We start from the raw sequence: 22,221 nt of genomic DNA, 5'->3' as shown, positions 1-22,221 counted from the left end.
TTGTGAGTAATGACGGTCCGCGCTTCCCTGTCCGCATCCGCTCGCACGGTCGGCAACAGCGCGCTCGCCCTGATTCGTATTGTAGGGGCGTCCTAGCCCCTTCTTCAGCACCTCGTAGCTTCGGATTCGAACCCGTATCGTTCTCCGAGCGATCAGTACCCCAGCAGATGACACACTACTGCACACCACCCGATCGCCGCACGTCGGCAGGAGGTAATCGATGAGCGAACGCGCAACAAAGATCACACCAGCGGACGACGAACAGCACGACGATCAGATCGCCGACGGCGCTGCCCCCGACGCAGCGACCGAGACCGACTCGGTCCCCGATGCCGAATCGGAACGGACGCCCGTCACGACGGGTGCTGAAGCGGTCGTCCGCGCGCTCGAGAACGCGGGCGTCGAATACGCATTCGGCGTGCAAGGCGGCGCGATCATGCCCGTGTACGACGCGCTCTACGATTCGGACATCACCCACGTGACGATGGCCCACGAACAGGGAGCGGCCCACGCGGCAGACGCCTACGGCATCGTCTCGGGCGACCCCGGCGTCTGCCTCGCGACGTCGGGGCCGGGGGCGACCAATCTGGTCACCGGCCTCGCGGACGCCGACATGGATTCTGACCCCCTCGTGGCGTTGACCGGACAGGTCCCCACGGAATTCGTCGGCAACGACGCCTTCCAGGAAACCGATACCACGGGCGTGACGACCCCGATCACGAAGGACAACACCTTCTCGAGCGATTCGGACCGGGTCGGAACCGACGTCGGCGAAGCGTTCGCGCTCGCCCGTGAAGGCCGACCGGGGCCGACCCTGGTCGACCTCCCCAAGGACGTCACCAACGGCGAGACCGACCGCGAACCCGACGCACCGAAGGTGCCCGATACCTACGAGGTGCAAGAGCGGGCCGATCCCGACATCGTCGCGGCTGCTGCCGAGCGAATCGAAACCGCCGCACGGCCGGTGATGCTGCTCGGCGGCGGGGTCATCAAGGGAGGCGCAAGCGAGGCCTGTCGCGAGTTCGCGATCGAACACGACATTCCAGTCATCACCACGATGCCCGGCCTCGGCTCGTTCCCCGAGGACCACGAGCTCTCCCTCGAAATGGCGGGGATGCACGGGACCGGATACGCCAACATGGCGATCACCCACTGCGACACGTTGATCGGCATCGGCACACGGTTCGACGACCGACTGACCGGCGGAATCGAGACCTTCGCGCCGGACGCGGAGCTCATCCACGTCGACATCGACCCCGCCGAGATTTCGAAGAACATCCACGCGGACTACCCGCTGGTCGGCGACGCCGAAACCGTCGTTGACCAGCTTTCCGACGCCATCGACTCGTCGCCGGAAGCGACGAAGTGGCGCGCGCAGTGCCAGCAGTGGAAATCCGACTACTCGATGGCCTACGACGCGCCCACGGACGGACCGGTTCAGCCGGAATTCGTCGTCGAAGCGCTGGACGAGGCCACAGGCGACCGCGCCATCGTCACCACCGGCGTCGGTCAACACCAGATGTGGGCCTGCCAGTACTGGACGTTCACCGAGCCTCGCACCTGGGTCTCGAGTCACGGCCTCGGTACGATGGGATACGGCCTCCCGTCGGCGATCGGCGCGCGGTTGGCGGCCGACGACGACCAGGAGGTCGTCTGTATCGACGGCGACGGATCGTTCCTGATGACGCTCCAGGGTCTCTCGGTCGCCGTCCGCGAGAACCTGGACATCACGGTCGCCGTCCTCAACAACGAATACATCGGCATGGTCCGGCAGTGGCAAGACGCCTTCTTCGACGGGCGCCACTCGGCGTCGGACTACCACTGGATGCCCGAGTTCGACAAACTCGCCGAGGCCTTCGGCGCGAAGGGCTTTCGGATCGACGACTACGACGACGTCGCGGAGTCGATCGACGCCGCGATCGCCTACGACGGCCCCTCGGTGATCGACGTACACATCGATCCCGACGCCAACGTCTACCCGATGGTGCCGAGCGGGGGCGACAACGGTCAGTTCGCGCTGACGGAGGATCACCTATGAAACGCGGACTCGACGGCCCGGCACCGGAAGAACGGCCCACTCCAGCAGGTCGACGGAACAAGCAGGGCATTCGAGTCGACCCGGAGGTCGAAGCAACCCACGACCCGCGACGCACCGTCATCTCCGCGCTGGTCGAGCACGAACCCGGCGTCCTCTCGGACGTCTCTGGGTTGTTCTCTCGGCGGCAGTTCAACATCGAGAGCCTGACCGTGGGCCCCACGGAAGACGAGGACCTCGCACGCATCACGATCGTCGTCGAGGAGCCCGATCCCGGGATCGATCAGGTCGAAAAACAGTTGCGGAAGCTGGTTCCGGTGATCTCGGTGCGCGAACTCGAACCCGACGCGATGCGCCGCGAACTCGCACTGATCAAAGTCCAGGCGGACCGACCCGACCAGGTCGCCGCTGTCGCGGACATGTACGACGGCAATACCGTCGACTCGAGCCCGGAGACGGCGACGGTCGAAGTGACGGGCGCGCGCCAGAAAATCGAGGCCGCGATCGATACCTTCAGCCAGTTCGGGATTCGGGAGATCTCCAGAACGGGAACCACGGCACTGGCACGCGGCACCGACCAGACCGCCGCGTTCGGCACGGCACGGCCCGCCACCGAGGCGAACCACGACCGACAACACACACAATCAGCTGACGATGACTGACGAATTCACCACCGACATCTACTACGACGACGACGCCGATGTATCGACGCTCGAAGACGACACCGTTGCCGTCCTCGGCTACGGCAGCCAGGGCCACGCACACGCGCTGAACCTTCACGACAGCGGGGTCGACGTTGTCGTCGGCCTGCGCGAGGACTCGTCCTCGCGATCGGCCGCCGAGGCCGACGGCCTCACGGTGACGACGCCCGATGAGGCGGTCTCTCGGGCCGCCTACGTCTCCGTACTCGTGCCCGATACCGTCCAGGCTTCGGTCTACGAGAACGATATCGAACCGAACCTCGAGGCAGGCGACACGCTGCAGTTCGCCCACGGGCTGAACATTCACTACAACCAGATCGAGCCCCCGGCAGACGTCGACGTGACGATGGTTGCACCCAAGAGCCCGGGCCACCTCGTCCGGCGAAACTACGAGAACGACGAGGGGACGCCCGGCCTGCTGGCGGTCTATCAGGACACTACGGGCGACGCTCAGGAACGCGCCCTCGCGTACGCGAAGGGAATCGGCTGTACTCGCGCGGGCGTCATCGAGACGACGTTCCAGGAGGAAGTCGAATCCGACCTCTTCGGGGAGCAGGCCGTCCTCTGTGGCGGCGTTACCTCGCTGGTCAAACACGGCTACGAGACGCTTGTCGACGCCGGTTACTCGCCCGAAATTGCCTACTTCGAGTGCCTCAACGAACTCAAGCTGATCGTGGACCTGATGTACGAAGGCGGCCACGCCGAGATGTGGGACTCGGTCTCCGATACGGCTGAATACGGCGGTCTGAGTCGCGGCGACCGGATCGTCGACGAGACCGTCCGCGAGAACATGGAAGAGACCTTAGCGGAGATTCAAAACGGCGAATTCACCCGCGAGTGGATCCTCGAGAACCAGGCCGGCCGTCCGAGCTACCACCAGCTCCGAGAGGCCGAGAAGAATCACGAGATCGAGCAGGTCGGCGAGCGCCTGCGCGATCTGTTCGCCTGGGCCGAGGACGAAGAGACCGAAGACGAAGAGACCGAAGACGAGTCCGTCCCGGTCCAGGCGGACGACTAACGGAGAACGGAGACGATGACAGCAAACGACGACACACCGAACGAGACGATGGCCGACGTCAGCCACACGAACCCCTACACCGGGGAGGTTGCTGGGCAGCTGTTCAGCCGCGGTCCGACCGTTGCCGCAGACGGCGGTATGCCGGAGACCGAGGCCGACGCGGTCGAGGGGAGTACCGACGCAAAACTGACGATGCGCGACGTCGATCACACGCCGCCGAACAGCGCAGACGACGCGAACCGCGTCTTCGAACGCGGGACCGAGTACGGTCGCCGCGGCGGACGCAGCGCCACCGTAGAGGACGACAAATGAGCGAGGGCACACTGTACGACAAGGTCTGGGATCGCCACAAAGTAACGCGCCTGCCGACCGGACAGGATCAGCTGTTCGTCGGCCTCCACCTCATCCACGAAGTGACCAGCCCCCAGGCGTTCGGGATGCTCCGCGAGCGCGACCTCGAGGTTGCCTATCCCGAACTGACCCACGCGACGGTCGACCACATCGTCCCGACGGCCGACCAGTCCCGGCCCTACGAGGAGGACGCGGCCGAAGAGATGATGTCCGAACTCGAGGAAAACGTCCGCGAGGCGGGCATCGACTTCTCGGATCCGACGTCGGGCGATCAAGGGATCGTTCACGTCATCGGACCGGAGCAGGGACTCACCCAGCCCGGCAAAACGATCGTCTGCGGTGACTCCCACACTTCGACCCACGGTGCGTTCGGCGCGCTCGCGTTCGGCATCGGGACCTCCCAGATTCGCGACGTGCTCGCGACGGGCACCGTCGCGATGGAAAAACAGAAGGTCCGCAAGATTCAGATCGACGGCGAACTCGGCGAGGGCGTCGAAGCGAAGGACGTCATCCTCGAGATCATCCGCCGCCTTGGAACTGAAGGCGGCGTCGGCTACGTCTACGAATATGCGGGCGAGGCCATCGAGAGCCTCGGCATGGATGGTCGGATGTCGATTTGCAACATGTCGATCGAGGGCGGCGCTCGCGCGGGCTACGTTAACCCCGACGAGACCACCTACGAGTGGCTCGAAGAGACCGACTACTTCCAGGAAAATCCGGAGAAATTCGACGAACTGAAGCCGTACTGGGAGTCGATCCGCTCCGACGAGGATGCGGAGTACGACGATATCGTCCGAATCGACGCGAACGAACTCGAGCCAGTCGTCACCTGGGGCACGACACCTGGGCAGGGTGTCGGCGTCACCGAGCCAATTCCGGCACCGGAGGATCTCCCCGCTGACAAGCAAGACACCGCCCGGCGCGCGCAGGAACACATGCGCGTCGAGCCCGGCGACACGATGGGGGGATACGACATCGACGTCGCGTTCCTCGGTTCCTGTACGAACTCGCGACTCCCGGACCTGCGACGCGCCGCCCGGATCATCGAGGGCCGCCAGGTTCACGACGACGTTCGCGCGATGGTGGTCCCCGGCAGCCAGCGCGTCCAGGACGCCGCCGAGAAGGAAGGCCTGAAGGACATCTTCGAGGAGGCCGGATTCGAGTGGCGCAACGCCGGCTGTTCGATGTGTCTCGGCATGAACGAGGATCAACTCGAGGGTGACGAGGCCAGTGCCTCCTCCTCGAACCGCAATTTCGTCGGCCGACAGGGAAGCAAGGATGGACGGACCGTTCTGATGAACCCGCGGATGGTCGCCGCGGCGGCGATCACTGGGGAAGTCACTGACGTGCGCGATCTGAAGGAGGTGACCACGGTATGAGCGGCGAGTCCTCGGAACCAGCGAGTGGGGAGGAACGACCCACGAGCGGCGAGGACGAAGTGGAGATTCCAGCGGTCGACTCCGTCTCCGGCTTCGGCATCCCGATTCGCGGGAACGACATCGACACCGACCAGATCATTCCCGCCCGGTTCATGAAGGTCGTCACCTTCGACGGACTGGGCGAGTTCGCGTTCTTCGATCTGCGGTTCGACGACAACGACGACCCCAAAGCGCACCCGTTCAACGAGGAACGCTATCAGGACTCCTCGGTGATGGTCGTCAACTCGAACTTCGGCTGCGGATCCTCGCGCGAGCACGCTCCGCAAGCGCTGATGCGCTGGGGTATCGACGCGATCATCGGCGAGAGCTTCGCGGAAATTTTCGCGGGGAACTGCCTCGCGCTGGGTATCCCGACCGTGACCGCCGACAGCGAAACGATCGAAGAACTACAGGACTGGGTCGACGAGAATCCGGACGGCGAGATCGGCATCGACGTCGAGACCGAGACGGTCACCTACGACGATCGAACGATCGACGTATCCGTAGACGACGCCCAGCGCAAGGCGCTCGTCGAAGGCGTCTGGGACACGACGGCGCTGATGAAGGCTAACGCCGGTGAAGTTCGGAAAACGGCCCAGAAGCTGCCGTACGTCGATAGCACGGCGATTCCCGAGGCGGACTAAGGACAGAACCCGCCGTCACGGCTCCTTTTCGACCGTTCGACTCGCTCAGTTCCGTCTGTTTCGTCGGTCGAGACCGGCCGGATCGATTGCTACCCGACGATGGTTCGTGACCGTGTCACGAGCCGCTGGCTTTGGATGTGTGCCCAGCCTGGTAGCCGCTGCCCGTCGAGTTACGCCCAGACCGGGAGCTGCCGACCTGCATTGTGTCGTGCTGTCATACCGGAAGCGGCAGGAGACCGACGTCACCGCGAGATATTTCGGCGCCAACCCGATACGATACCCTATGTCCAGGTCCCTCGATGTGCCGTTTTTTCTGTTGCTCGCCGTGCTGTGGGGCTTGTCGTTTCCCGCGATCTCGGTCGGTCTCGAGTCACTCCCACCGCTGCTATTTGCGGCCTTCCGGTACGACATCGCGGCGCTGCTCTTGCTTTCGTACGCCGTCGTCCGGGTGGACGACTGGCTACCGACCGGCCGGAACGACGTCGCGGCCGTCGCTGGCGGCGGCGTGTTTCTGGTCGGCGGTAACGGATTGCTCTTTCTCGGCCAACAGACGGTCCCGAGCGGCGTCGCCGCGATCATCCAGGGGCTGGTTCCCATCGCCACCGCGCTGTGGGCAATCGCTCTCCTGGGGGAGCGACTGTCACCAGTCGGCACCGTCGGAGCAGCAATCGGGTTTCTCGGTGTCGGACTGGTCGTTCAGCCGGATCCGGCGACTCTCTTCGCGGGAGATACTGCCGGTCGACTGTTGATCGTCGCGCAGGTGTGCAGCGTCTCGCTCGGCGGCGTGTTGATCCAGCGCGCCGGCCCGACCGTCGACCAACCGGTGCTCGTCGGCTGGTCCATGTTCGTCGGCGGAGTGGTCTTGCACGCCGTCAGCTTCGGCGCCGGTGAACTCCCATCGTCGGACGTCGTCGGCCCAACAGCGGTCGGCGCACTGCTCTATCTCGGTATCTTCGCGACCGCCATCGCCTTCCTGATCTACTTCAGAATCCTCGAGGATCACGGCGCGTTCGAGGCGTCGCTGATCGGGTATCTGGTGCCGATCGTCGCCGCGGTCGCGGGCACGGTCCTGCTCGACGAGACGATCGGAACGATGACGATCGCCGGATTCGGACTGATCGTCATCGGGTTCGTCCTGCTCAAGCGGCGCGCGATCACCGATGCGGTCAGAACCAGTACCGCCGTGGGAAGCCACTGAGCCCGGAGCGTCGACGGCTGCTCGATTCGAGACCGACGATCCTCACCACGATCCTGGCGTCGACGCTCCGGCCACTGACCGGTCCTCGAATAACGGTATCGATACCCTCTTTTCGTCTCCCCGTCGATGTTCCGGCATGACTCACGAGATCGCCGTCATCCCGGGTGACGGAATCGGGCAGGAAGTGACACCGGCCGCGGTCGACGTCCTCGAGTCTCTCGAGGTCGGCTTCGAATTCGTCGAGGCAGCGGCTGGCGACGCGGTCGAGGAAGCGACCGGCGAGGCGCTCCCGCAGGAGACCTACGACCTGGCGGCGTCGGCTGACGCGACGCTGTTCGGCGCAGCGGGCGATTCGGCCGCGGACGTCATCCTTCCGCTTCGGACGGCGGTCGATTCGTTCGTCAACGTTCGCCCGGCGAAGGCGTATCCGGGGATCGAGGCAGTGCGTCCCGAGACGGACCTGGTCTTCCTCCGAGAGAATACGGAAGGCGTCTACGCCGGACACGAGGACCGCCTGAACGAGAACGTCTCGACGCTGACGCGCGTGGTGACGGACTCGGCCACCGAGCGGCTGGCCGAGTTCGCCTGTGACTACGTCTCCAGGAACGACCACGACGGCTTCACGATCGCTCACAAGGCGAACGTCATGCGCGAGACGGACGGCCGCTTCCGCGATACCGTCAAATCGGTCGCCGAGGACAACGGCGTCGAAACCGAGGAAGTGCTGATGGACGCCTTCGCGACGCACGTCTGTCTCGACCCCGAGCAGTTCGACGTCGTCGTCTGTCCGAACCTCGCGGGCGACGTCCTCTCGGACCTCGCAGCCGGGCTCGTCGGTGGGCTCGGCCTGCTCCCGTCAGCCAACATCGGCCCCGACCGCGGCCTGTTCGAACCGGTCCACGGCACCGCGCCCGACATCGCCGGTGAGGGCGTCGCGAACCCGGCTGCGACCGTCATCTCGGCCGCCATGATGCTCGAGTATCTCGGCTACGACGACCAAGGGGCGGCCGTCACCGAAGCCGTCGAGTCGACGCTCGCCGAGGGTCCCCGCACGCCCGATCTGGGCGGCGACGCCTCGACCGAGGACGTGACTGAGGCGATCATCGACCGACTCTAACGCACGCCACATAGTCCGACCGGGAACGGGCCGGATACGGGCCGATTCCGACGCGTCGAGGTACGACCCGAGAGTTATCAGGACACTCGTGGTACCTGGCGCCATGCCTCGAGACGACACCCTCGTTGGCGTGGACTCGCGAATCGTCGACACCGGCCGACTCCGGACGCACTATCTCGAGTCGGGTGAGTCCGATCAGGACGCTGATCGGGGACAAGCTAGTCGCGCCGACGACGGAAGCGAGACGGTGATCTTTCTCCACGGGAACGTCTCTTCCTCGCGGTTCTTCGAGGACGTACTGGTCGATCTCCCGGATCGTCACCGCGCGATCGCACCCGATCTCCGCGGGTACGGTGATTCGGAGACGAAACCAGTCGACGCGACGAATGGACTCGGAGACTTCGAAGTCGATCTCCACGCGTTTGTCGATGCCCTCGGTATCGAACGGCCGTTCGTCCTCGTCGGCTGGTCGAACGGGGGTGGCGTCGCGATGCGATACGCGATCGACCATCCCGATGCGGTCGCAGCCCTCGTCCTCGTCAATCCGCTCTCACCGTACGGGTTCGGCGGCACCAAGGACGTCCACGGAACGCCCTCTTTCGACGATTATGCCGGGTCCGGTGGCGGAACGGCAAACTGGGAGTTCGTCTCGAGCCTCCAGCATCGCGCCCGCGACGGCGCGACGGAGGCCTCGCCGCGGAAAATACTGCGGACCTACTACGTCGATCCGACGCACGACTTCGACGAGGACCGCGAGGAATCGTACCTGACCGGAATGCTCGATACCGCCACCGGCGACGAGAACTATCCAGGATCGACGACCGAAAGCGACAACTGGCCTGGCACCGCACCCGGAGAAACCGGCGTGAACAACGCTATCTCACCGAAGTATTGTGATCTCGAGGAGATCATCGAGATCGATTCCGACCGCAAGCCGCCGATCACGTGGATTCGCGGCGACTCCGACCAGATCGTCTCGAACGCCTCTCTGTTCGACGTCGCCACGTTGGGTCGGATGGGTCACCTTCCGGACTGGCCCGGCGAAGATGTCTTCCCGCCGCAGCCGATGGTCGACCAGACCCGTGCCGTCTTCGAGACCTACGCCGACCGTGGGGGGGAGTACGTGGAAGTCGTCCTCGCCGAGACAGGCCATACTCCACACGTCGAGGCGCCTGGTGAATTCCTGGAACGGGTCGTGGCGGCCCTCCAGTGATCGGGGTTACTGAGAGGATGACCGTGCCGCTCAGGCGATATCGAGCATCTCCCGATCGGCACCGGCGAGTTCGACCAGCGCGTCGGCCTCGAGGAGGTGACACTCACCCGGAACGACGAGCAGATGGAGCGGATCGCCGAACGCCCGCGTTGCGAGTTCGGTCATCGTCCCGGCCTCGACGAGCGGATCGGGACTGCCTGCGCGGGCGACGACGACGCCGACGAGGTCGGGATACGCCTCGGCGAGGAGTTCGGCGCCGACGTCAGCGGTCATGAATTCGTCCCGTTCCGCTTTTATATCGAGGTAAACGACCGTGTGAAGCCCGTCAGATCGGTTGTGGTCGATCGTTTCGGTCACGCTCGCAGGGAGACCGTCGGCGCCGTGGGCGTAGGGGAACGGGAGGGTCGTTGCTTTGCCGAAGCGGTAGTTCTGGAGTCCGGTCAGCGCGCTGGTGGCCGTCTGGGCGGTGACGCCGTGGATCAGCCGCGTCTCGATACCGCGCTCGTGGGCTCGTAACCGGAGGTCGACGTGGGTCGTCGAGATCATCGTATCGCCGGCAGTCAGGAAGGCCACGTCCTCGGACTCGGCGGCCGCGAGGATGTCCTCGGGACGCTGCTCGACGCCCGCGCGGTCGCGAACCTCGATCTCGATGTCGTGATAGGACTCGAGGTCATCGATCGTCGTCCCGACGAGCGTACTGGTGTAGAATTCCGCGTAGACGCGGTCCGCCGCTCGGAGTACGTCCCGGCCCTCGAGGGTGATCGACCGTTCGTCGTAGAGCCCGAGGCCGATGAAGGTGAGCATGGCCGTGATACTCGCACCATCGGGAATACGCTTTCGAGACGGATCCCCCCAACTCGTGCTCGAACGGTCGCGTCGTTCGCCGCCGACGGTCGCGGTCGACTCGTCGGCCGGAACGCGGCGCGTCCTCGTCGAACGGGCTGGGAGCGAGTCGATCAAAACCCGATGTGCGAGGTCGATTCGGGGCTCTCGTCATCGTCGTCGATACCACCCTCGTGGGCGAAGGTCACGTCGTCGTCGGTGAGGTAGACGGCGTCCTCGTCTACGGTGACGTCGATAGACGGGAGCGTCGTGTCGGCTGCCTCGCCGTTGTCACAGTAGCCCGAACAGGAGTCGAACATCGAGCCGTGTTTCGGGCAGATGATCTGGCCGTCGCGCATCGCCGCGCCCCGGCCAGTGTCTAACCGCTGGGCTTCGTGCGTACAGCGGTTGACCCACGCTTCGACGCCGTCCTCACAGGGTACGAGGAGGACTTCGTCCGGTTCGCCGTACTCGTCTTTGATCGTAAACAACCACGATCGGTCCGCGTGGACCGTCTCGAGCGTCGTGAGCTCCGTTCGCTCGGTCATCTCCCTGTGGTACGTGCCTCGCACGGAAAAACGCTATCGACCACTGAACCGCCCGTTGTCGGCGGTCGAATCGATGTCCCCGACGATCGAACTCGATTAGAGGACGATGGGGATCGGTAGATCGGGTCGGATGATGAAGACGAGGAGCCCCGAGAGAATCGAGACGAGGCCGGTCCCGACAGCAATCTCTTCGCCCCAGATCGGGAGCCGCTCTATCGTCACGACGCCGGTCAATGCGACCATCCAGACGAGGTTCATCTCGCCGAAGAAGACCATCACCAGGAAGAAGACGCCGAAACAGGTGAGGACACACCGTACTCCGTGGTCGAGACCCTTGCTGGCCGCCCGTAGCGGCGCATCCACGTGCGGGGCGACCGATTCACAGCACGTCCGCAGGAGCGACCGTTTGAACCGCGAGAGCTGGTAGATCCCAGTGAGAACGAGGGCGCATCCGATGACGAAATGCGTGTACTCTCGGGTGAAACCGTAAATACCGCCGGGAAGGGCCGCGTTAAAGAGGAGAGGGACGCACGCGGAGACCATCCAGACAGCGTAATAACTGACGAGAAACGAAGCGAGCGCCCAAATCGAGCCGGTAGCCGATCCCCGATACGCGGCGGCGTACTCCCGCGTGAAGCGCGTCATCGCGGGCTGCATCATCGCCCACATCATCACCCCCCACATGATCATGTATTTGACGACGGCTTCGAGCGTTCCGACGTGGAAGACGGCCCGTTCCATCGCACCGGGAGCCGCTATCGGAATGTCGGCCGTCATCATCAGCCACCTCATCCCCGGCATCGGGACGAGCCCTCCGTACAGAAGCAGCCACCAGACGACGTCGAGACAGAGCAAGGTGACGACGACGGCGGTCGTACGATCGGGATCGACGGTGCAGAGATCAGTAACGCGTTCTACCGCGGAGCGAAGCGAGGTACTCATTGCGAGACCTCACGCTCGAAGGCGGGATGAATCGACGACGCCGGGGCAGTACAGGAACCACTCATCGCGTATCTCGTATGCGTGTCCATTGTGATCGGTGATCGACGAAGTCTATTCGAGCACGTCGTAGCCGGCATTTTCGATCGCCTCACGGACCCGGGGTTTCGCAGACAGATCCCCGAAAACAGTCACTCTACCGGCCGTAGCGTCGGCGTCGACCTTGACCACGCCGGAGAGGACCGTCACTGCGCCGGTGATACCTATCTCACAGCCTTCGCACGTCATCTCTGGAACCTTGAGGATGTATTCGTCCATGCTGCACCCGGACCACGAGTCGAAAGGCCATAAATTGATCAAATACTGATATTTATTGGAGTGAACGGTACAGAAGACTATTGTCGGGGATCGAAGCACTACCACAGAAGCGTCAGCGTTACGGCGACTCATCGGCCAGTTCGTGTATGGAAGTGCCGTGCGTCCGCGTCGCGCTCGAGGCCGGAGAAGCGACGCGAACGATGCTCGCCGACGCAGATCTGATCGACGATCGGTACGGGATCACCGTCGAGGATGGCCGACTCTACATCCCGGTGACGGACCCCGACACCGTGCGAACGGCCCTCGAGAACGGTGACGTCGTCTCGCACACGGTTACCGAGCGTGACACGCAGACGTCGCCCGCGGATCTCCTCGCGTTCGAACCCTCCTACGAGCGACTCGGCGAGGCGGCGCTCATCGACGAGGACGATCCCGAACGCGCTCGAGCAATCGCGGACGCCATCGTCGAGTCGGATCTCCCCGTCGACACGGTGCTGAACAAAGCCTCGAAAGTCAAAGGCGAGACACGCGTACGCGACTGGGAGTTGCTGGCGGGCGAAACTACCGAGGTCGTTCACCGAGAATACGGCTGCGAGTTCGCACTGGATCTCGCAGCGGTGTACTTTTCGCCACGGCTCGCAACCGAGCGCCACCGGGTCACGAAGCAGGTCGAGTCCCGCGAACGTGCCTTCGACATGTTCGCGGGCGTCGGTCCTTTCGTGATCCCGTTCGCGAAACGCGGCGCAGAGTGTGTCGGCGTGGACATCAACGCCGAGGCGATCGAGTACCTGCGCGAGAACGCGCGTCGAAACGGGGTCGCGGACCGCGTCACCGCCGTCAACGGTGACGTCCGCGACCTCGCAGACGAGTACGACGGCTGGGCCGACCGGATTGTGATGAACCTTCCCCACAGCGCCGACGATTTTCTCGAGTCAGCTGTGACTATCGCCGGCGACGACTGCGTCGTCCACTACTACGACATCCAGCACGAGGACGACCCCTTCGGACCGGGCGAGCGTGCGATCCGCGCGGCTGCAGAACCCGAGTACGTCGTCAGCGTCGAAACCCGGCATACCGTCCGATCGTACGCCCCCCACGAGCTGAACGTCTGTCTCGACGTGCGACTCGAGCGTTGATCCGGCGATTCGGATCGATACTCCGTCGACTGGAACATCCCGGTTAAGTACTGAGACGCCCTCACACGAGCGCCTCGATTCGCAATCCTTATGCCCGGTATCGGCCCTACGAATAAACGCACGGCGCCGGTGTAGCTCAGACTGGCAGAGCGAATCCTTCGTAAGGATTAGGTCGAGGGTTCAAATCCCTCCACCGGCTCTTTCTGCAACAAGCAAACGCGACAAGCGGACGAGCAACTGGTGGGATTTGAATTACGAATGCGCTTGCTTCGGCACCGTTGCGGACCGACTCGGTATCGTCACGCGTTCGACGCACCGTCCTCGGAGTGCACGGACTGAGGCCGCGGTCGGAACGTGCTACTGACGAGAGTTGATTGCAGTGATCGATCTCGAGCGCGTGGAATCTTTCAGTTTCAGCCATGTGGAGGACGTCGAACCGGTGAATGCCAATTTTGGGAGCTGTGACCTGGGAGAGAACCGATGGATCACACGACGTCTGCAGAACCAGTCTCGGCGTCGGCGGATTCCGGAATGGCAGCGGCGATGAGTCGTCTTTCGCTACCCTGGAGGTGCTGACCGACGATGCTCCAGAAGGAGGACAGACAGTACTCCGAACGATCCGGGGCTATCTGACGATGCGTTCGCCCCCGACGGGACTGGCGGTCCGGGAGTCAGCGGCGATACCGCGTCCGACCGCCGTCCGGGTCCGTTGGAGAAGGGTCGACGGTCGGCGTCTTCTGGGCGCTAATAAAGGGCAGAAACGGCGAGTACGACGGCCAGGCCGAGCGCGGGATAGTCGATCCGTGAAAAGGCGAGCGGCGGCAGCGTCGGGTTCCACGCGAAACACCGCGCCCGGAGTGCGAGCGAGAGTCGATCGGCTCGGCTGAACGCGCGCGTGAGACCGAGAACACCGATCGTGCTGGCACGGTCGACCGCGCTTCGTTCGGTCCCCAGCCGAGCGGCCATCGCCTCGCGAATCGTCCGGAGGTCGCCTCGAAGCACGGGCAGAAACCGAAACACGAGTCCGACGCCGACGCCGAGAAGGTCGCCCGGCTTTCCGGGAACCGTCCGCTGGATCGCGGCTCGAGAATCTCGCACCGGCGTCGACCGGACGTAGGCGGCGCTGACGAGTAGGATGAGCAACACGCGATAGGTCGCCAGCCCCGAGGTGACAGCAGCCGAACGATCGAACCAGGGCGAACCGAGCGTGACGCCTGCGAGCAGCGGCGCGACCGCGAGGACGAGGAGCGCAAACCGGTATGCAACGATAGTCCGGCGGAGCGACAGCCGCGCCGCGGCCATCGCGACCGCCGTCAGACCCGAAAAAGCGACGAGCGCGCGCGGGGTCGTGTGCGATAGCGCGGTGGCGGCGAACCCGATCTGGACCGCCAACTTGGTCCGCGGATCGAGCCGGTGCGCGAGGCTATCGCCTGGGTCGTAGGTCAACATCGTGGGGCGTCCGGCACTCGTACCTCGAGCCCCTCGAGCTCCGCGAGCGTCCGTTCAGTAGGGCCATCGATTGCGATCTGGCCGTCTTGCATGGCGATGACGCGGTCTGCGAGTTGACAGACGTCCCGGAGGTCGTGTGTCGCGAGGAGGAGCCCAGTCCCGTCTCTCGACAGGGACTCCAGGCGGTCGAGAACCGACCGCCTGGAGGGCTCATCCAGTCCGGTGAACGGCTCGTCGAGGACGAGATGGGTGGGTTCCATCGCGAGCGCGCCCGCGATCGCCACCCGAGACTGCTCGCCGCCCGAAAGTGCATCGATCCGGGCATCAGCTCGGCCGGCCATGTTCACCGCTTCGAGCGCGGTCGCCACGCGGCGGTCGATCTCCGCTCGCGGAAGACCGAGGTTCTCGGGGCCGAACGCGACGTCCGCGCCGACGGTGGCGGCGACGAACTGGTCCCGGGGGTGCTGGAAAACCATGCCAACGCTCGAGCGGGCGGCGATGAGATTCGCCGCAACGGGCGTCCCATCGACCAGAACCTCGCCGGAATCGGGTTCCAGAAGGCCGTTGCAGTGGCGCAGTAGCGTGGTCTTCCCGCTGCCGTTTGCCCCTGCCAGGAGGACGAACTCGCCGTCGTCGATCGTCAGCGAGACGTCCTCGAGGACGGGGACGTCCTCGAACCCGTACGAGACCGATCGAAATTCTATCATCGAACCCGAATCTGCCGTTCGGAGGTCATGTCCTCGCGATGCGTCCGCCCTCGACGATGGCGATCGCAGCTGCGATCTTGACGATGTCGCCCGGGACGAACGGAACGACGCCGAGTTCGACCGCTTTGACCGCGCTGAGTTCGAGGACGTATCCGAGCCAGGCGGCCCCAAGCAGATAGATAACGGCCAGTGCCGTAAGCAGCGTCACGACGAGGACCGGCCTCGATAGCTCCGCAGGGTTTCCGAATTCGCTCCGCCAGTGAACGACAGCGCCGACCAGTAGGGCCGCGATCGGATACGACCAGAGGTACCCCGCGCTGTTGCCGACGAGGACGCCGAAGCCGGCGGTACCGTTGGCGAAGACGGGAAGGCCGACCGCGCCGGCGGTCAGATAGAGTACGACCGAGAACGGACCCCAGTAGGGACCGAGGTAGAGACCGGCGAGATAGATGACGAGCACCTGTAACGTCACTGGGACCGGCGAGAACGGGATGGGAATCGATCCGACGAGCGCGGCCGCACCAAGCATCGCCGCGAGCATCGCCGCTCGAGCGAACGGCCTGATAACGTCGTCGTCGACGAGTTCGATTTCGTTTTGATCCGTTGCCATACCTCCGCTCTCTCGTAAACCGAGATCAAAACTTCGGTTTCCGAGTCGGAACGGAACGTCGCTGAGAGAACGTCTCGAGCCATCGCATTTCGAGTCCCGTCGCGTGGGCGACGCGAAACAGACCGCTTCCTTTCAGTTTCGATGAAGAACCCGGTCAAAACGGAGCGTCTGGAAGACGGTCGCAGTGGCACGTCGGTGTGCCACTGCAGTCGTTAACCCGCTCGAGAAGCTGTGGTAACAACGAATTGTGTCGGCTCGCTAACCGAAACGGCCGACGGTCTTATGCAAACTTTCACCTCGATGGTGGGAAATGAAACCGAATAGTCCGAAGGCTGGCGACGAGAGCTATCACGGACCGAAATCAGGGGTGAGTCGAGCGAGAAGGGAGACGACGGTTGCGGACGCCGACGGGGGAGGCCTCGACAGATGAGACGGCGTCGGAACACCGCGGCCGCCGTGGTGCTCGCGGCCGTACTGGTCGGAAGCGTCGTCGCGCTCCCGACGCTCGGCGAAAACGTCGGAGGGGGCACCGCCGGCGACGGGGCAACCGCTGGGATCGCTGCGACCGCCGGCGCAGGCGACACTTCGGCCGCCGTTGATGGGACGATGATCGGAGGTGAATCGTCAACCGCGCTCGAGACGGCCGTCGCTCAAGAGGACTCGCAGCCGGGTGCGGAGATCGATTTCGAACTGGTGACCTTCGATGGCCCGACGGCGGTTGACGGCGACGGGGACGAGCAGATACCGCTTCAGGGAGACCGCGAGCAAGCCGTCGAAGCCGGCGTCGAGGAGGGGATCGAACTCGTTCAGGCACAGGGGATCGACGTGACGCAGGAACAGCGGGCGGCAGCGCTCGAGGGCGCTCGCGCGTCCGTCTCGCAGACCCAGACGATCGACGCCGAACAGGTGCAGGCGGCGACGACGGGGGCAGTTCATGGGGCGCTGATACAGAAACAGTCAGTGAACGTGACGCAAATTCAACACGCCGTCGCCGGAGCGACCGACGGTGGGCTCTCGCAGTCGCAATCGGCGAACGCGACGCAGCTCCAGGGCGCGACCTGGGGCGCGGCACACGGCGCGCTTGCCCAGAGTCAGAAGGTCTCCGCCGAACAGATACAGGTCGCGTCCAGGGGTGCGGCCGCGGGCGCCGCGAAGGAGGCAGGCGAGAAAGCAGTGAAGAAGGTGCCGAAGATTCAGGAGGCAGCGCAGGGATCGGCCTACGGCGCGCTGACGCAGTACCAGCGCGTCACCGTCGAACAGCGCCAGCGGGTGACGCTCGAGCACGTCCAGCACGCGGCGGCGGGTGCGGCCGCAGGCGCGATCGACGGGGGAACGCGCACGAACGTCAGTCAGGAACAGCGCGTCGAGATCGAGCAGCGCCAGCGGGTGACAATAAAACAGATTCAGAAGGCTGCCGCCGGCGCGGCGAAGGGCGCGCTCGTCCAGAAACAGCGGGTGTCGGTTCGCCAGACTCAGGCCGCGGCCCGCGGCGCGAGCCGAGGCGCGCTAACACAGGTCCAGTCGATCCGCATCGAGCAGATACAGCGTGTCTCAATCACACAGGTCCAGGAGGCCTCCTTCGGCGCGGCGAAGGGCGCGATCGCGCAGAGCCAGGAGGCGACCGTCGAGCAGATCCACGCCGCCGCGACCGGAAGCGCGAGCGGCGTGCTAGTCCAGCGGCAGACCGTCTCGATCACGCAGATCCAGTACGCTGCGATCGGGGCGGCGGAGGGCGCGGTGACGTCTGCAGTCCAGCGACAGACGGTGTCCGTGGAGCAGATTCAGGCCGCCGCCTTCGGTGCCGGTGAGGGCTCCGTGACCCAGACGCAACTCGTCGAGGTGACGCAGGTGCAGTCCCTCGCGTGGGGTGGGGCGAGCGGCGCGCTCACACAGGCCCAGACGGCGACGGTGGAACAGATACAGACCGCGGCGCGACTCACTTGCAAGGAAACGGCGCAAGTCGTGCAGTCCCAGCGGATCAGCGTCCAGCAGCTCCAGCGCGTGACCGCGGAGACCGCGGCGGATGCGACTGCCTACGCGGTTCAGGAGGAGACCGACGACGCCACGGTCATCGGCCAGCGCGTCGAGGTCATCGCCGATCAACAGATCGAGACGGTCGATCGGCTCGAGGGAACTGCGTCGGTCGACGTCTCGGACCAGACGTCCGACGGACAGCAGGTTGCGATCGAGGACGTCTCGCTCTCCGAGGGTGGCTTCGTGGCCGTCTACGAGGGGGGTGCCCTCGACATCGATCCGACGGGCGTGATCGGAGTCTCGAGCTACCTCGAACCAGGAACGCACGAAAACGTCACGATCGAACTCGACGACCCGCTCGCGGGGAGCGGTGCGTTCGTGGCCGTCCCCCACCACGACACGGACGGGGACGAGACGTTCGGGTACGTCGACTCCGGCGGAGAGACGGACGCGCCGTACGTCACCGGTGCCGGCGCGCCGGTCCTCGGCGGCGCGTTCGTGACGGTTACGGCGGGGCCCGAAGACGCGAACGAGACGGCGGAGCCCGAAGACGCGAACGAGACGGCGGAGCCCGAAGACACGAACGAGACGGCGGAGACCGAAAACGCGAGCGCGACGCTGTCGGTGGCCGATCAGACCGGCAACGGCTCGACCCTCTCGATCGACGCAGCGAACGCGTCCGTTCCGTACACCGTGACCGCGACCTACGACGGCGAGACGGTCGAGAGCGAGACGTTCTCGGCCGGCGAAGCGGTCGCGAACCGCTCGCTCGCGCTCGAACCGCCTATCGAGGAGAACGTGACGGTCGACGTCTCGGTCGTCGGCGAAGACGGTGCGACGCTCGCGAACGAGACGATCGAATACGGCGTCGTAGCGGCACCGGACGAGGTGCCCGATGCGACGCTGTCTGTGTCGAACCAGACAGGCAACGGCTCGACGCTGACGGTGGACGAGGCGAGCGCGACCGTCGAGTACGCGCTCGCGGTCACCCACGAGAACGGGACGCAACTCGCGGTGACGGAAACGTTCGGAGCCGACGAAACGGTCGTGAACGAGACGATCGAACTCGAGCCGCCGCTCGCCGAGAACGCGACCCTCGAGGTGGCGGTCGTCGCTGCGGACGACGACGCGGTACTCGCGAACGAGACGATCGCCTACGGCCTCGAGGAACGAACCCCTGACCGACCGACGGATTTCGGCGTCTCGATCACGGATACGAACAGTCCGGTCGAGCGGGGCGACCCCATCGCAGTCGAGGCCGAAGTCGAGAACGTCGGCGTCGCGAACGGAACCCAGAACGTCACGCTCGCGATCGGCGGGACTCCCGTCAACGAGACGTCGGTCTCGCTCGAGCCCGGAGCGTCTCGGTCGGTCACACTGAATTACGAGACGTCGGACCTCGAGCCGGGCGAATACCTGATCGAAATGTCGACTGCGAACGAGACCGCGGAGACGACAGTCACAGTCGAGCCGACCGGTGAGCCGGCTTCGTTCGCGATCACTGACGTGTCAGCTCCCGAGAGCGGGCTGGCGGGCGAGGAAGTATCAGTTGACGTGACAATCGAGAATCAGGGTGACCGCGAGGGAACGCAGACGGTGACGTACAGTATCGACGATGAGCCGGTCGCGGAGACGTCGGTAACGCTGGCCGGTGGGCAAGCGACGACGCTCTCGGTTTCCTCGCAACTCCCGGCCGGGACGTCGACGCACACGATCACGACCGACGACGATCGGGAATCGGTGACGATCGAGGCGAGCATCCCCGCGTCGGACTAGGTGGTCGAACCGGAGATGCCGGTCGCCCACGTTTGCTCTCTCCATCCGCAAGAACGCTTGCTTCCGTTTCTGCTTCGACGTCTACGGTTACGGTTCGCGACGCGTCTGGCGTCAGTGCTGATGTCCGGTCGCTTCGCCGAACGTGACACCGAATCGTTCCTCGAACAGGTCCATCACTTTCGATTCCTGGGCCTCGAGTTCGTCGTCGGCGGAATCACCGTGGTGAACGATGTGGTGGGCGCGGCTGGCGAACGAGAGCAGCACGACATCGCCGATCGTTTCGGCGTCGGTCTGGTCACCTTCGGCGACGAGGTCGACGAGACCGGCCGGGATGGTCACGTCGTCTGTCGCGTCGTCTTCGGAACTGATCGAGAAGGTCGTCGTCTTGACTTCGTCGCTCATACTCTTACGCTCGGTAACCGACCCTATAGATGCTGTGGCTTGCGTCGGATACGTCGTCAGCGACGACGTTCCCCGAGACGGTCGACCCACACCGTTGAGGTACCCCGTGTCGTCTGGCGCGGCGTCGACTGGCGATCCGAGGACCGGGTTACCCGCCGTCGGCGGCACTGCGTCGAACTGACTCCCATCGCCCTTTCGTCTCGAGGTGTGATTGCAGTTCGTCGGCGTACTCCTGGGTGAGGCGTTCGGCGGCTTCGCGTTGTTTCGCCTCCGACGACCCGCCGTTTCCGCCCATTCCGAGTGCGCCCATGATCGAATCGACGATGCCGCCGCTCGAGGAATCCGAGCTGCCGCCTGCTCCCTGGCCCGCCATCTGGCCCATTCCTGACTGAATATTTTCGAGTTCGGGAATGATACCGTCGATTTTGTCCGTGTTGGCGACGATCCGGGCCTTATCGGGGTCGTCGGGATGATCGATCTCGAACTCCGTCGCGGTCATGATCAGGCTCCACTGCTGGTTGGAAAACCGCGACTCCTCGATCCGCGTCGAAAACTCCTGATCGACGGTCATCCGCTCTCCGACGATCCGATCTGTCCACGGGTTGTCGCTCATGCCCCCCGGTTCGGTCGGTGGCTGTATCAGCGTTTCCCTCCTCAGACGGTTTCCTTGCGGTTCGTGGCAGAGCCACCGCCGAAATTCGTTCATCGAACTGACGGTCGCTCGCAGCGGGATAACGCTCTTATACGCGATTGTTGTATGTTATCATGTATCGCAATGTATGACCGCATCCTCGTTCCGACTGACGGCTCGCCAGAGGTCGAAGACGCCCTCGAGTATGCGTTCGAGCTCGCGCAGACCCACGACGCGACCCTTCGTACGCTCTACGTCGTCAATGCGGCCGGCTACAGCGGGCTGCCAATGGAAACCGCGCTCGAGGGGATCACCGACGCGCTCCACGGAAAGGGACGGTCGGCGGTCGACCGCGTCGAAGAACTCGCACCGGACGACGTCGCGGTCGAACGCGAGATACGCGAAGGCTCCCCGAGCCACGTCATCGTCGACGAAGCCGACCCCGACGAGTGCGACCTGGTGGTGATGGGTACCCACGGCCGCGGTGGGATCAACCGGCTGTTACTCGGCAGCGTCACCGAGCGAGTCATCCGTCGTGCGTCGGTACCTGTCCTGACAGTACAAGTCGATCCAGAGGGCGCCGACGATCGATCCGGAGAGCCGCGACTCGCCGCGGAGTGACCGAACCGTTCTCGACCGCCGGCCGGACGGCGTAGGGAATGACGTGTGCCAACGACGCTCACTGCAATCTCAGCGAGACACAGATCCGCGTGCCGAGACTTACTCGTCCCGTAACGATTCGGGGAGGAACGGCGTCACGTCACCGTGGACGAACTCGACGTAGTCGTCGTTCAGCCGCCTACAGAACAATCGGAGCTGGCCGTCAGCCCGGACGGTCTCGAGTTTCTCGCGGCTGGATCCGGCATCGTAGTAGGCTGGAACGAAGACGGCTGTCTCGCTGTCCGGATCTTTCTCGACGACGAGCAGGTAGACCGTGCCGCTGTGCTCCCCGCGGAAGACATCCACGTCCGTGAACGCCCGGTTCTCGGTCAGCGATTCGAGATCCTCGTACTCTGGGCCCGGCAGGACCACGTCGAGGCCCGTCCGCGTATCAGAATTCACGAGCACGGAGTCCCCGGGGTGGAGCTCGAGTGTCGTCCAGCCGCGGTTGCGATACTCGCCGGCGGTCGCCGCCATGTCCTGGACGACAGATCGCCAGCCGGATCGGGTTTCGGTGTCGCCGGGCGCGGAGCCCGCTGGATTCTCGCCCATGT

General features: G+C 64.6%; 21 protein-coding genes, 1 tRNA gene and 1 pseudogene. 13 read left to right on the top strand and 10 right to left on the bottom strand.

Translation table 11 applies throughout. The features are described 5' to 3' along the window. Positions 1–220 precede the first annotated feature (220 nt). From ilvB to NJU76_RS02620, 9 genes are all read left to right on the top strand, one after another. Positions 221–2,038: a biosynthetic-type acetolactate synthase large subunit gene (gene ilvB / locus NJU76_RS02660; protein ID WP_254531262.1), complete on the top strand. Its 1,818-nt coding sequence runs from the start codon at positions 221–223 to the stop codon at positions 2,036–2,038. Beyond that, on the top strand, positions 2,035–2,697 hold the full coding sequence (gene ilvN / locus NJU76_RS02655; RefSeq protein WP_254531261.1) for an acetolactate synthase small subunit: 663 nt from the start codon (positions 2,035–2,037) through the stop codon (positions 2,695–2,697). Before ilvB ends, ilvN begins: the two co-directional genes overlap by 4 nt. After that, positions 2,690–3,754: a ketol-acid reductoisomerase gene (gene ilvC, locus NJU76_RS02650; protein ID WP_254531260.1), complete on the top strand. Its 1,065-nt coding sequence runs from the start codon at positions 2,690–2,692 to the stop codon at positions 3,752–3,754. The genes ilvN and ilvC overlap by 8 nt, the downstream gene beginning before the upstream one ends. A 15-nt stretch (positions 3,755–3,769) precedes the next feature. After that, complete coding sequence (locus tag NJU76_RS02645) at positions 3,770–4,066, top strand: DUF7989 family protein (RefSeq protein ID WP_254531259.1); 297 nt, start codon at positions 3,770–3,772, stop codon at positions 4,064–4,066. Continuing rightward, complete coding sequence (leuC, locus tag NJU76_RS02640) at positions 4,063–5,484, top strand: 3-isopropylmalate dehydratase large subunit (RefSeq protein ID WP_254531258.1); 1,422 nt, start codon at positions 4,063–4,065, stop codon at positions 5,482–5,484. Before NJU76_RS02645 ends, leuC begins: the two co-directional genes overlap by 4 nt. Then, on the top strand, positions 5,481–6,167 hold the full coding sequence (gene leuD / locus NJU76_RS02635; RefSeq protein ID WP_254531257.1) for a 3-isopropylmalate dehydratase small subunit: 687 nt from the start codon (positions 5,481–5,483) through the stop codon (positions 6,165–6,167). Before leuC ends, leuD begins: the two co-directional genes overlap by 4 nt. Before the next feature lie 283 nt (positions 6,168–6,450). Continuing rightward, positions 6,451–7,365, top strand: coding sequence for a DMT family transporter (locus NJU76_RS02630; RefSeq protein ID WP_254531256.1), 915 nt, complete (start codon positions 6,451–6,453; stop codon positions 7,363–7,365). A gap of 136 nt (positions 7,366–7,501) precedes the next feature. Then, positions 7,502–8,482 carry an isocitrate/isopropylmalate dehydrogenase family protein gene (locus tag NJU76_RS02625; RefSeq protein ID WP_254531255.1) on the top strand — a complete coding sequence of 327 codons (981 nt, stop codon included), beginning with the start codon at positions 7,502–7,504 and terminating at the stop codon, positions 8,480–8,482. Between the two features lie 103 nt (positions 8,483–8,585). Then, positions 8,586–9,695: an alpha/beta hydrolase gene (locus tag NJU76_RS02620; RefSeq protein ID WP_254531254.1), complete on the top strand. Its 1,110-nt coding sequence runs from the start codon at positions 8,586–8,588 to the stop codon at positions 9,693–9,695. Positions 9,696–9,725: 30 nt separating this feature from the next. Here NJU76_RS02620 and dph5 read toward each other — a convergent pair whose 3' ends face one another. The 4 genes from dph5 to NJU76_RS02600 all read right to left on the bottom strand — a co-directional run bounded on the left by dph5 (position 9,726) and on the right by NJU76_RS02600 (position 12,322). After that, positions 9,726–10,499 carry a diphthine synthase gene (dph5, locus tag NJU76_RS02615; protein WP_254531253.1) on the bottom strand — a complete coding sequence of 258 codons (774 nt, stop codon included), beginning with the start codon at positions 10,497–10,499 and terminating at the stop codon, positions 9,726–9,728. 152 nt (positions 10,500–10,651) lie between these two features. After that, on the bottom strand, positions 10,652–11,065 hold the full coding sequence (locus NJU76_RS02610; protein ID WP_254531252.1) for a Rieske (2Fe-2S) protein: 414 nt from the start codon (positions 11,063–11,065) through the stop codon (positions 10,652–10,654). 96 nt (positions 11,066–11,161) lie between these two features. Next, a complete protein-coding gene (locus NJU76_RS02605) occupies positions 11,162–12,007 on the bottom strand; it encodes a DUF2182 domain-containing protein (protein WP_254531251.1) in 846 nt (281 codons plus the stop codon). Positions 12,008–12,118: 111 nt separating this feature from the next. After that, a complete protein-coding gene (locus NJU76_RS02600; RefSeq protein WP_254531250.1) occupies positions 12,119–12,322 on the bottom strand; it encodes a heavy-metal-associated domain-containing protein in 204 nt (67 codons plus the stop codon). Positions 12,323–12,468: 146 nt separating this feature from the next. Here NJU76_RS02600 and NJU76_RS02595 point away from each other — a divergent pair, with 146 nt between their 5' ends. Next, positions 12,469–13,458, top strand: a complete 990-nt coding sequence (locus NJU76_RS02595; protein WP_254531249.1) for a class I SAM-dependent methyltransferase — start codon at positions 12,469–12,471, stop codon at positions 13,456–13,458. Between the two features lie 125 nt (positions 13,459–13,583). After that, a tRNA-Thr gene (locus NJU76_RS02590) sits at positions 13,584–13,657 on the top strand. A gap of 545 nt (positions 13,658–14,202) precedes the next feature. On the opposite strand, the gene NJU76_RS02585 is transcribed toward NJU76_RS02590, so the two are convergent. The 3 genes from NJU76_RS02585 to NJU76_RS02575 are packed head-to-tail and all read right to left on the bottom strand — an operon-like array spanning position 14,203 to position 16,224. Next, entirely contained in the window at positions 14,203–14,907 is a 705-nt protein-coding gene (locus tag NJU76_RS02585) for an energy-coupling factor transporter transmembrane component T family protein (RefSeq protein WP_254531248.1), read from the bottom strand. After that, on the bottom strand, positions 14,901–15,614 hold the full coding sequence (locus NJU76_RS02580) for an energy-coupling factor ABC transporter ATP-binding protein (RefSeq protein ID WP_254531247.1): 714 nt from the start codon (positions 15,612–15,614) through the stop codon (positions 14,901–14,903). The genes NJU76_RS02585 and NJU76_RS02580 overlap by 7 nt, the downstream gene beginning before the upstream one ends. Positions 15,615–15,639: 25 nt before the next feature. Further along, positions 15,640–16,224: a biotin transporter BioY gene (locus tag NJU76_RS02575; protein ID WP_254531246.1), complete on the bottom strand. Its 585-nt coding sequence runs from the start codon at positions 16,222–16,224 to the stop codon at positions 15,640–15,642. Positions 16,225–16,650: 426 nt separating this feature from the next. Here NJU76_RS02575 and NJU76_RS02570 point away from each other — a divergent pair. After that, positions 16,651–19,956, top strand: a pseudogene (locus tag NJU76_RS02570) (DUF7282 domain-containing protein); the annotation flags it as partial. A gap of 129 nt (positions 19,957–20,085) precedes the next feature. Here NJU76_RS02570 and NJU76_RS02565 read toward each other — a convergent pair. Then, positions 20,086–20,376 (bottom strand): DUF7545 family protein, encoded by a 291-nt coding sequence (locus NJU76_RS02565; protein WP_254531244.1) that lies wholly within the window; start codon positions 20,374–20,376, stop codon positions 20,086–20,088. Positions 20,377–20,524: 148 nt separating this feature from the next. Then, positions 20,525–20,989: a DUF5799 family protein gene (locus tag NJU76_RS02560; RefSeq protein ID WP_254531243.1), complete on the bottom strand. Its 465-nt coding sequence runs from the start codon at positions 20,987–20,989 to the stop codon at positions 20,525–20,527. A gap of 162 nt (positions 20,990–21,151) precedes the next feature. Here NJU76_RS02560 and NJU76_RS02555 point away from each other — a divergent pair, with 162 nt between their 5' ends. Further along, entirely contained in the window at positions 21,152–21,628 is a 477-nt protein-coding gene (locus tag NJU76_RS02555) for a universal stress protein (protein WP_254531242.1), read from the top strand. Positions 21,629–21,727: 99 nt separating this feature from the next. Here the strand turns inward: NJU76_RS02555 and NJU76_RS02550 are convergent, their stop codons facing one another. Continuing rightward, the gene (locus NJU76_RS02550) at positions 21,728–22,219 is read right to left on the bottom strand and encodes a DUF7529 family protein (RefSeq protein ID WP_254531241.1); all 492 of its coding nucleotides are present in this window, start codon (positions 22,217–22,219) and stop codon (positions 21,728–21,730) included. Positions 22,220–22,221 lie beyond the last annotated feature (2 nt).

The organism is Natrinema gelatinilyticum, from assembly GCF_024266705.1.
Taxonomy (GTDB): Archaea; Halobacteriota; Halobacteria; order Halobacteriales; family Natrialbaceae; genus Natrinema; species Natrinema gelatinilyticum.
The sequence above is the reverse complement of the archived record's forward strand: the minus strand, read 5'-3'. Positions and strand labels throughout refer to the sequence as shown.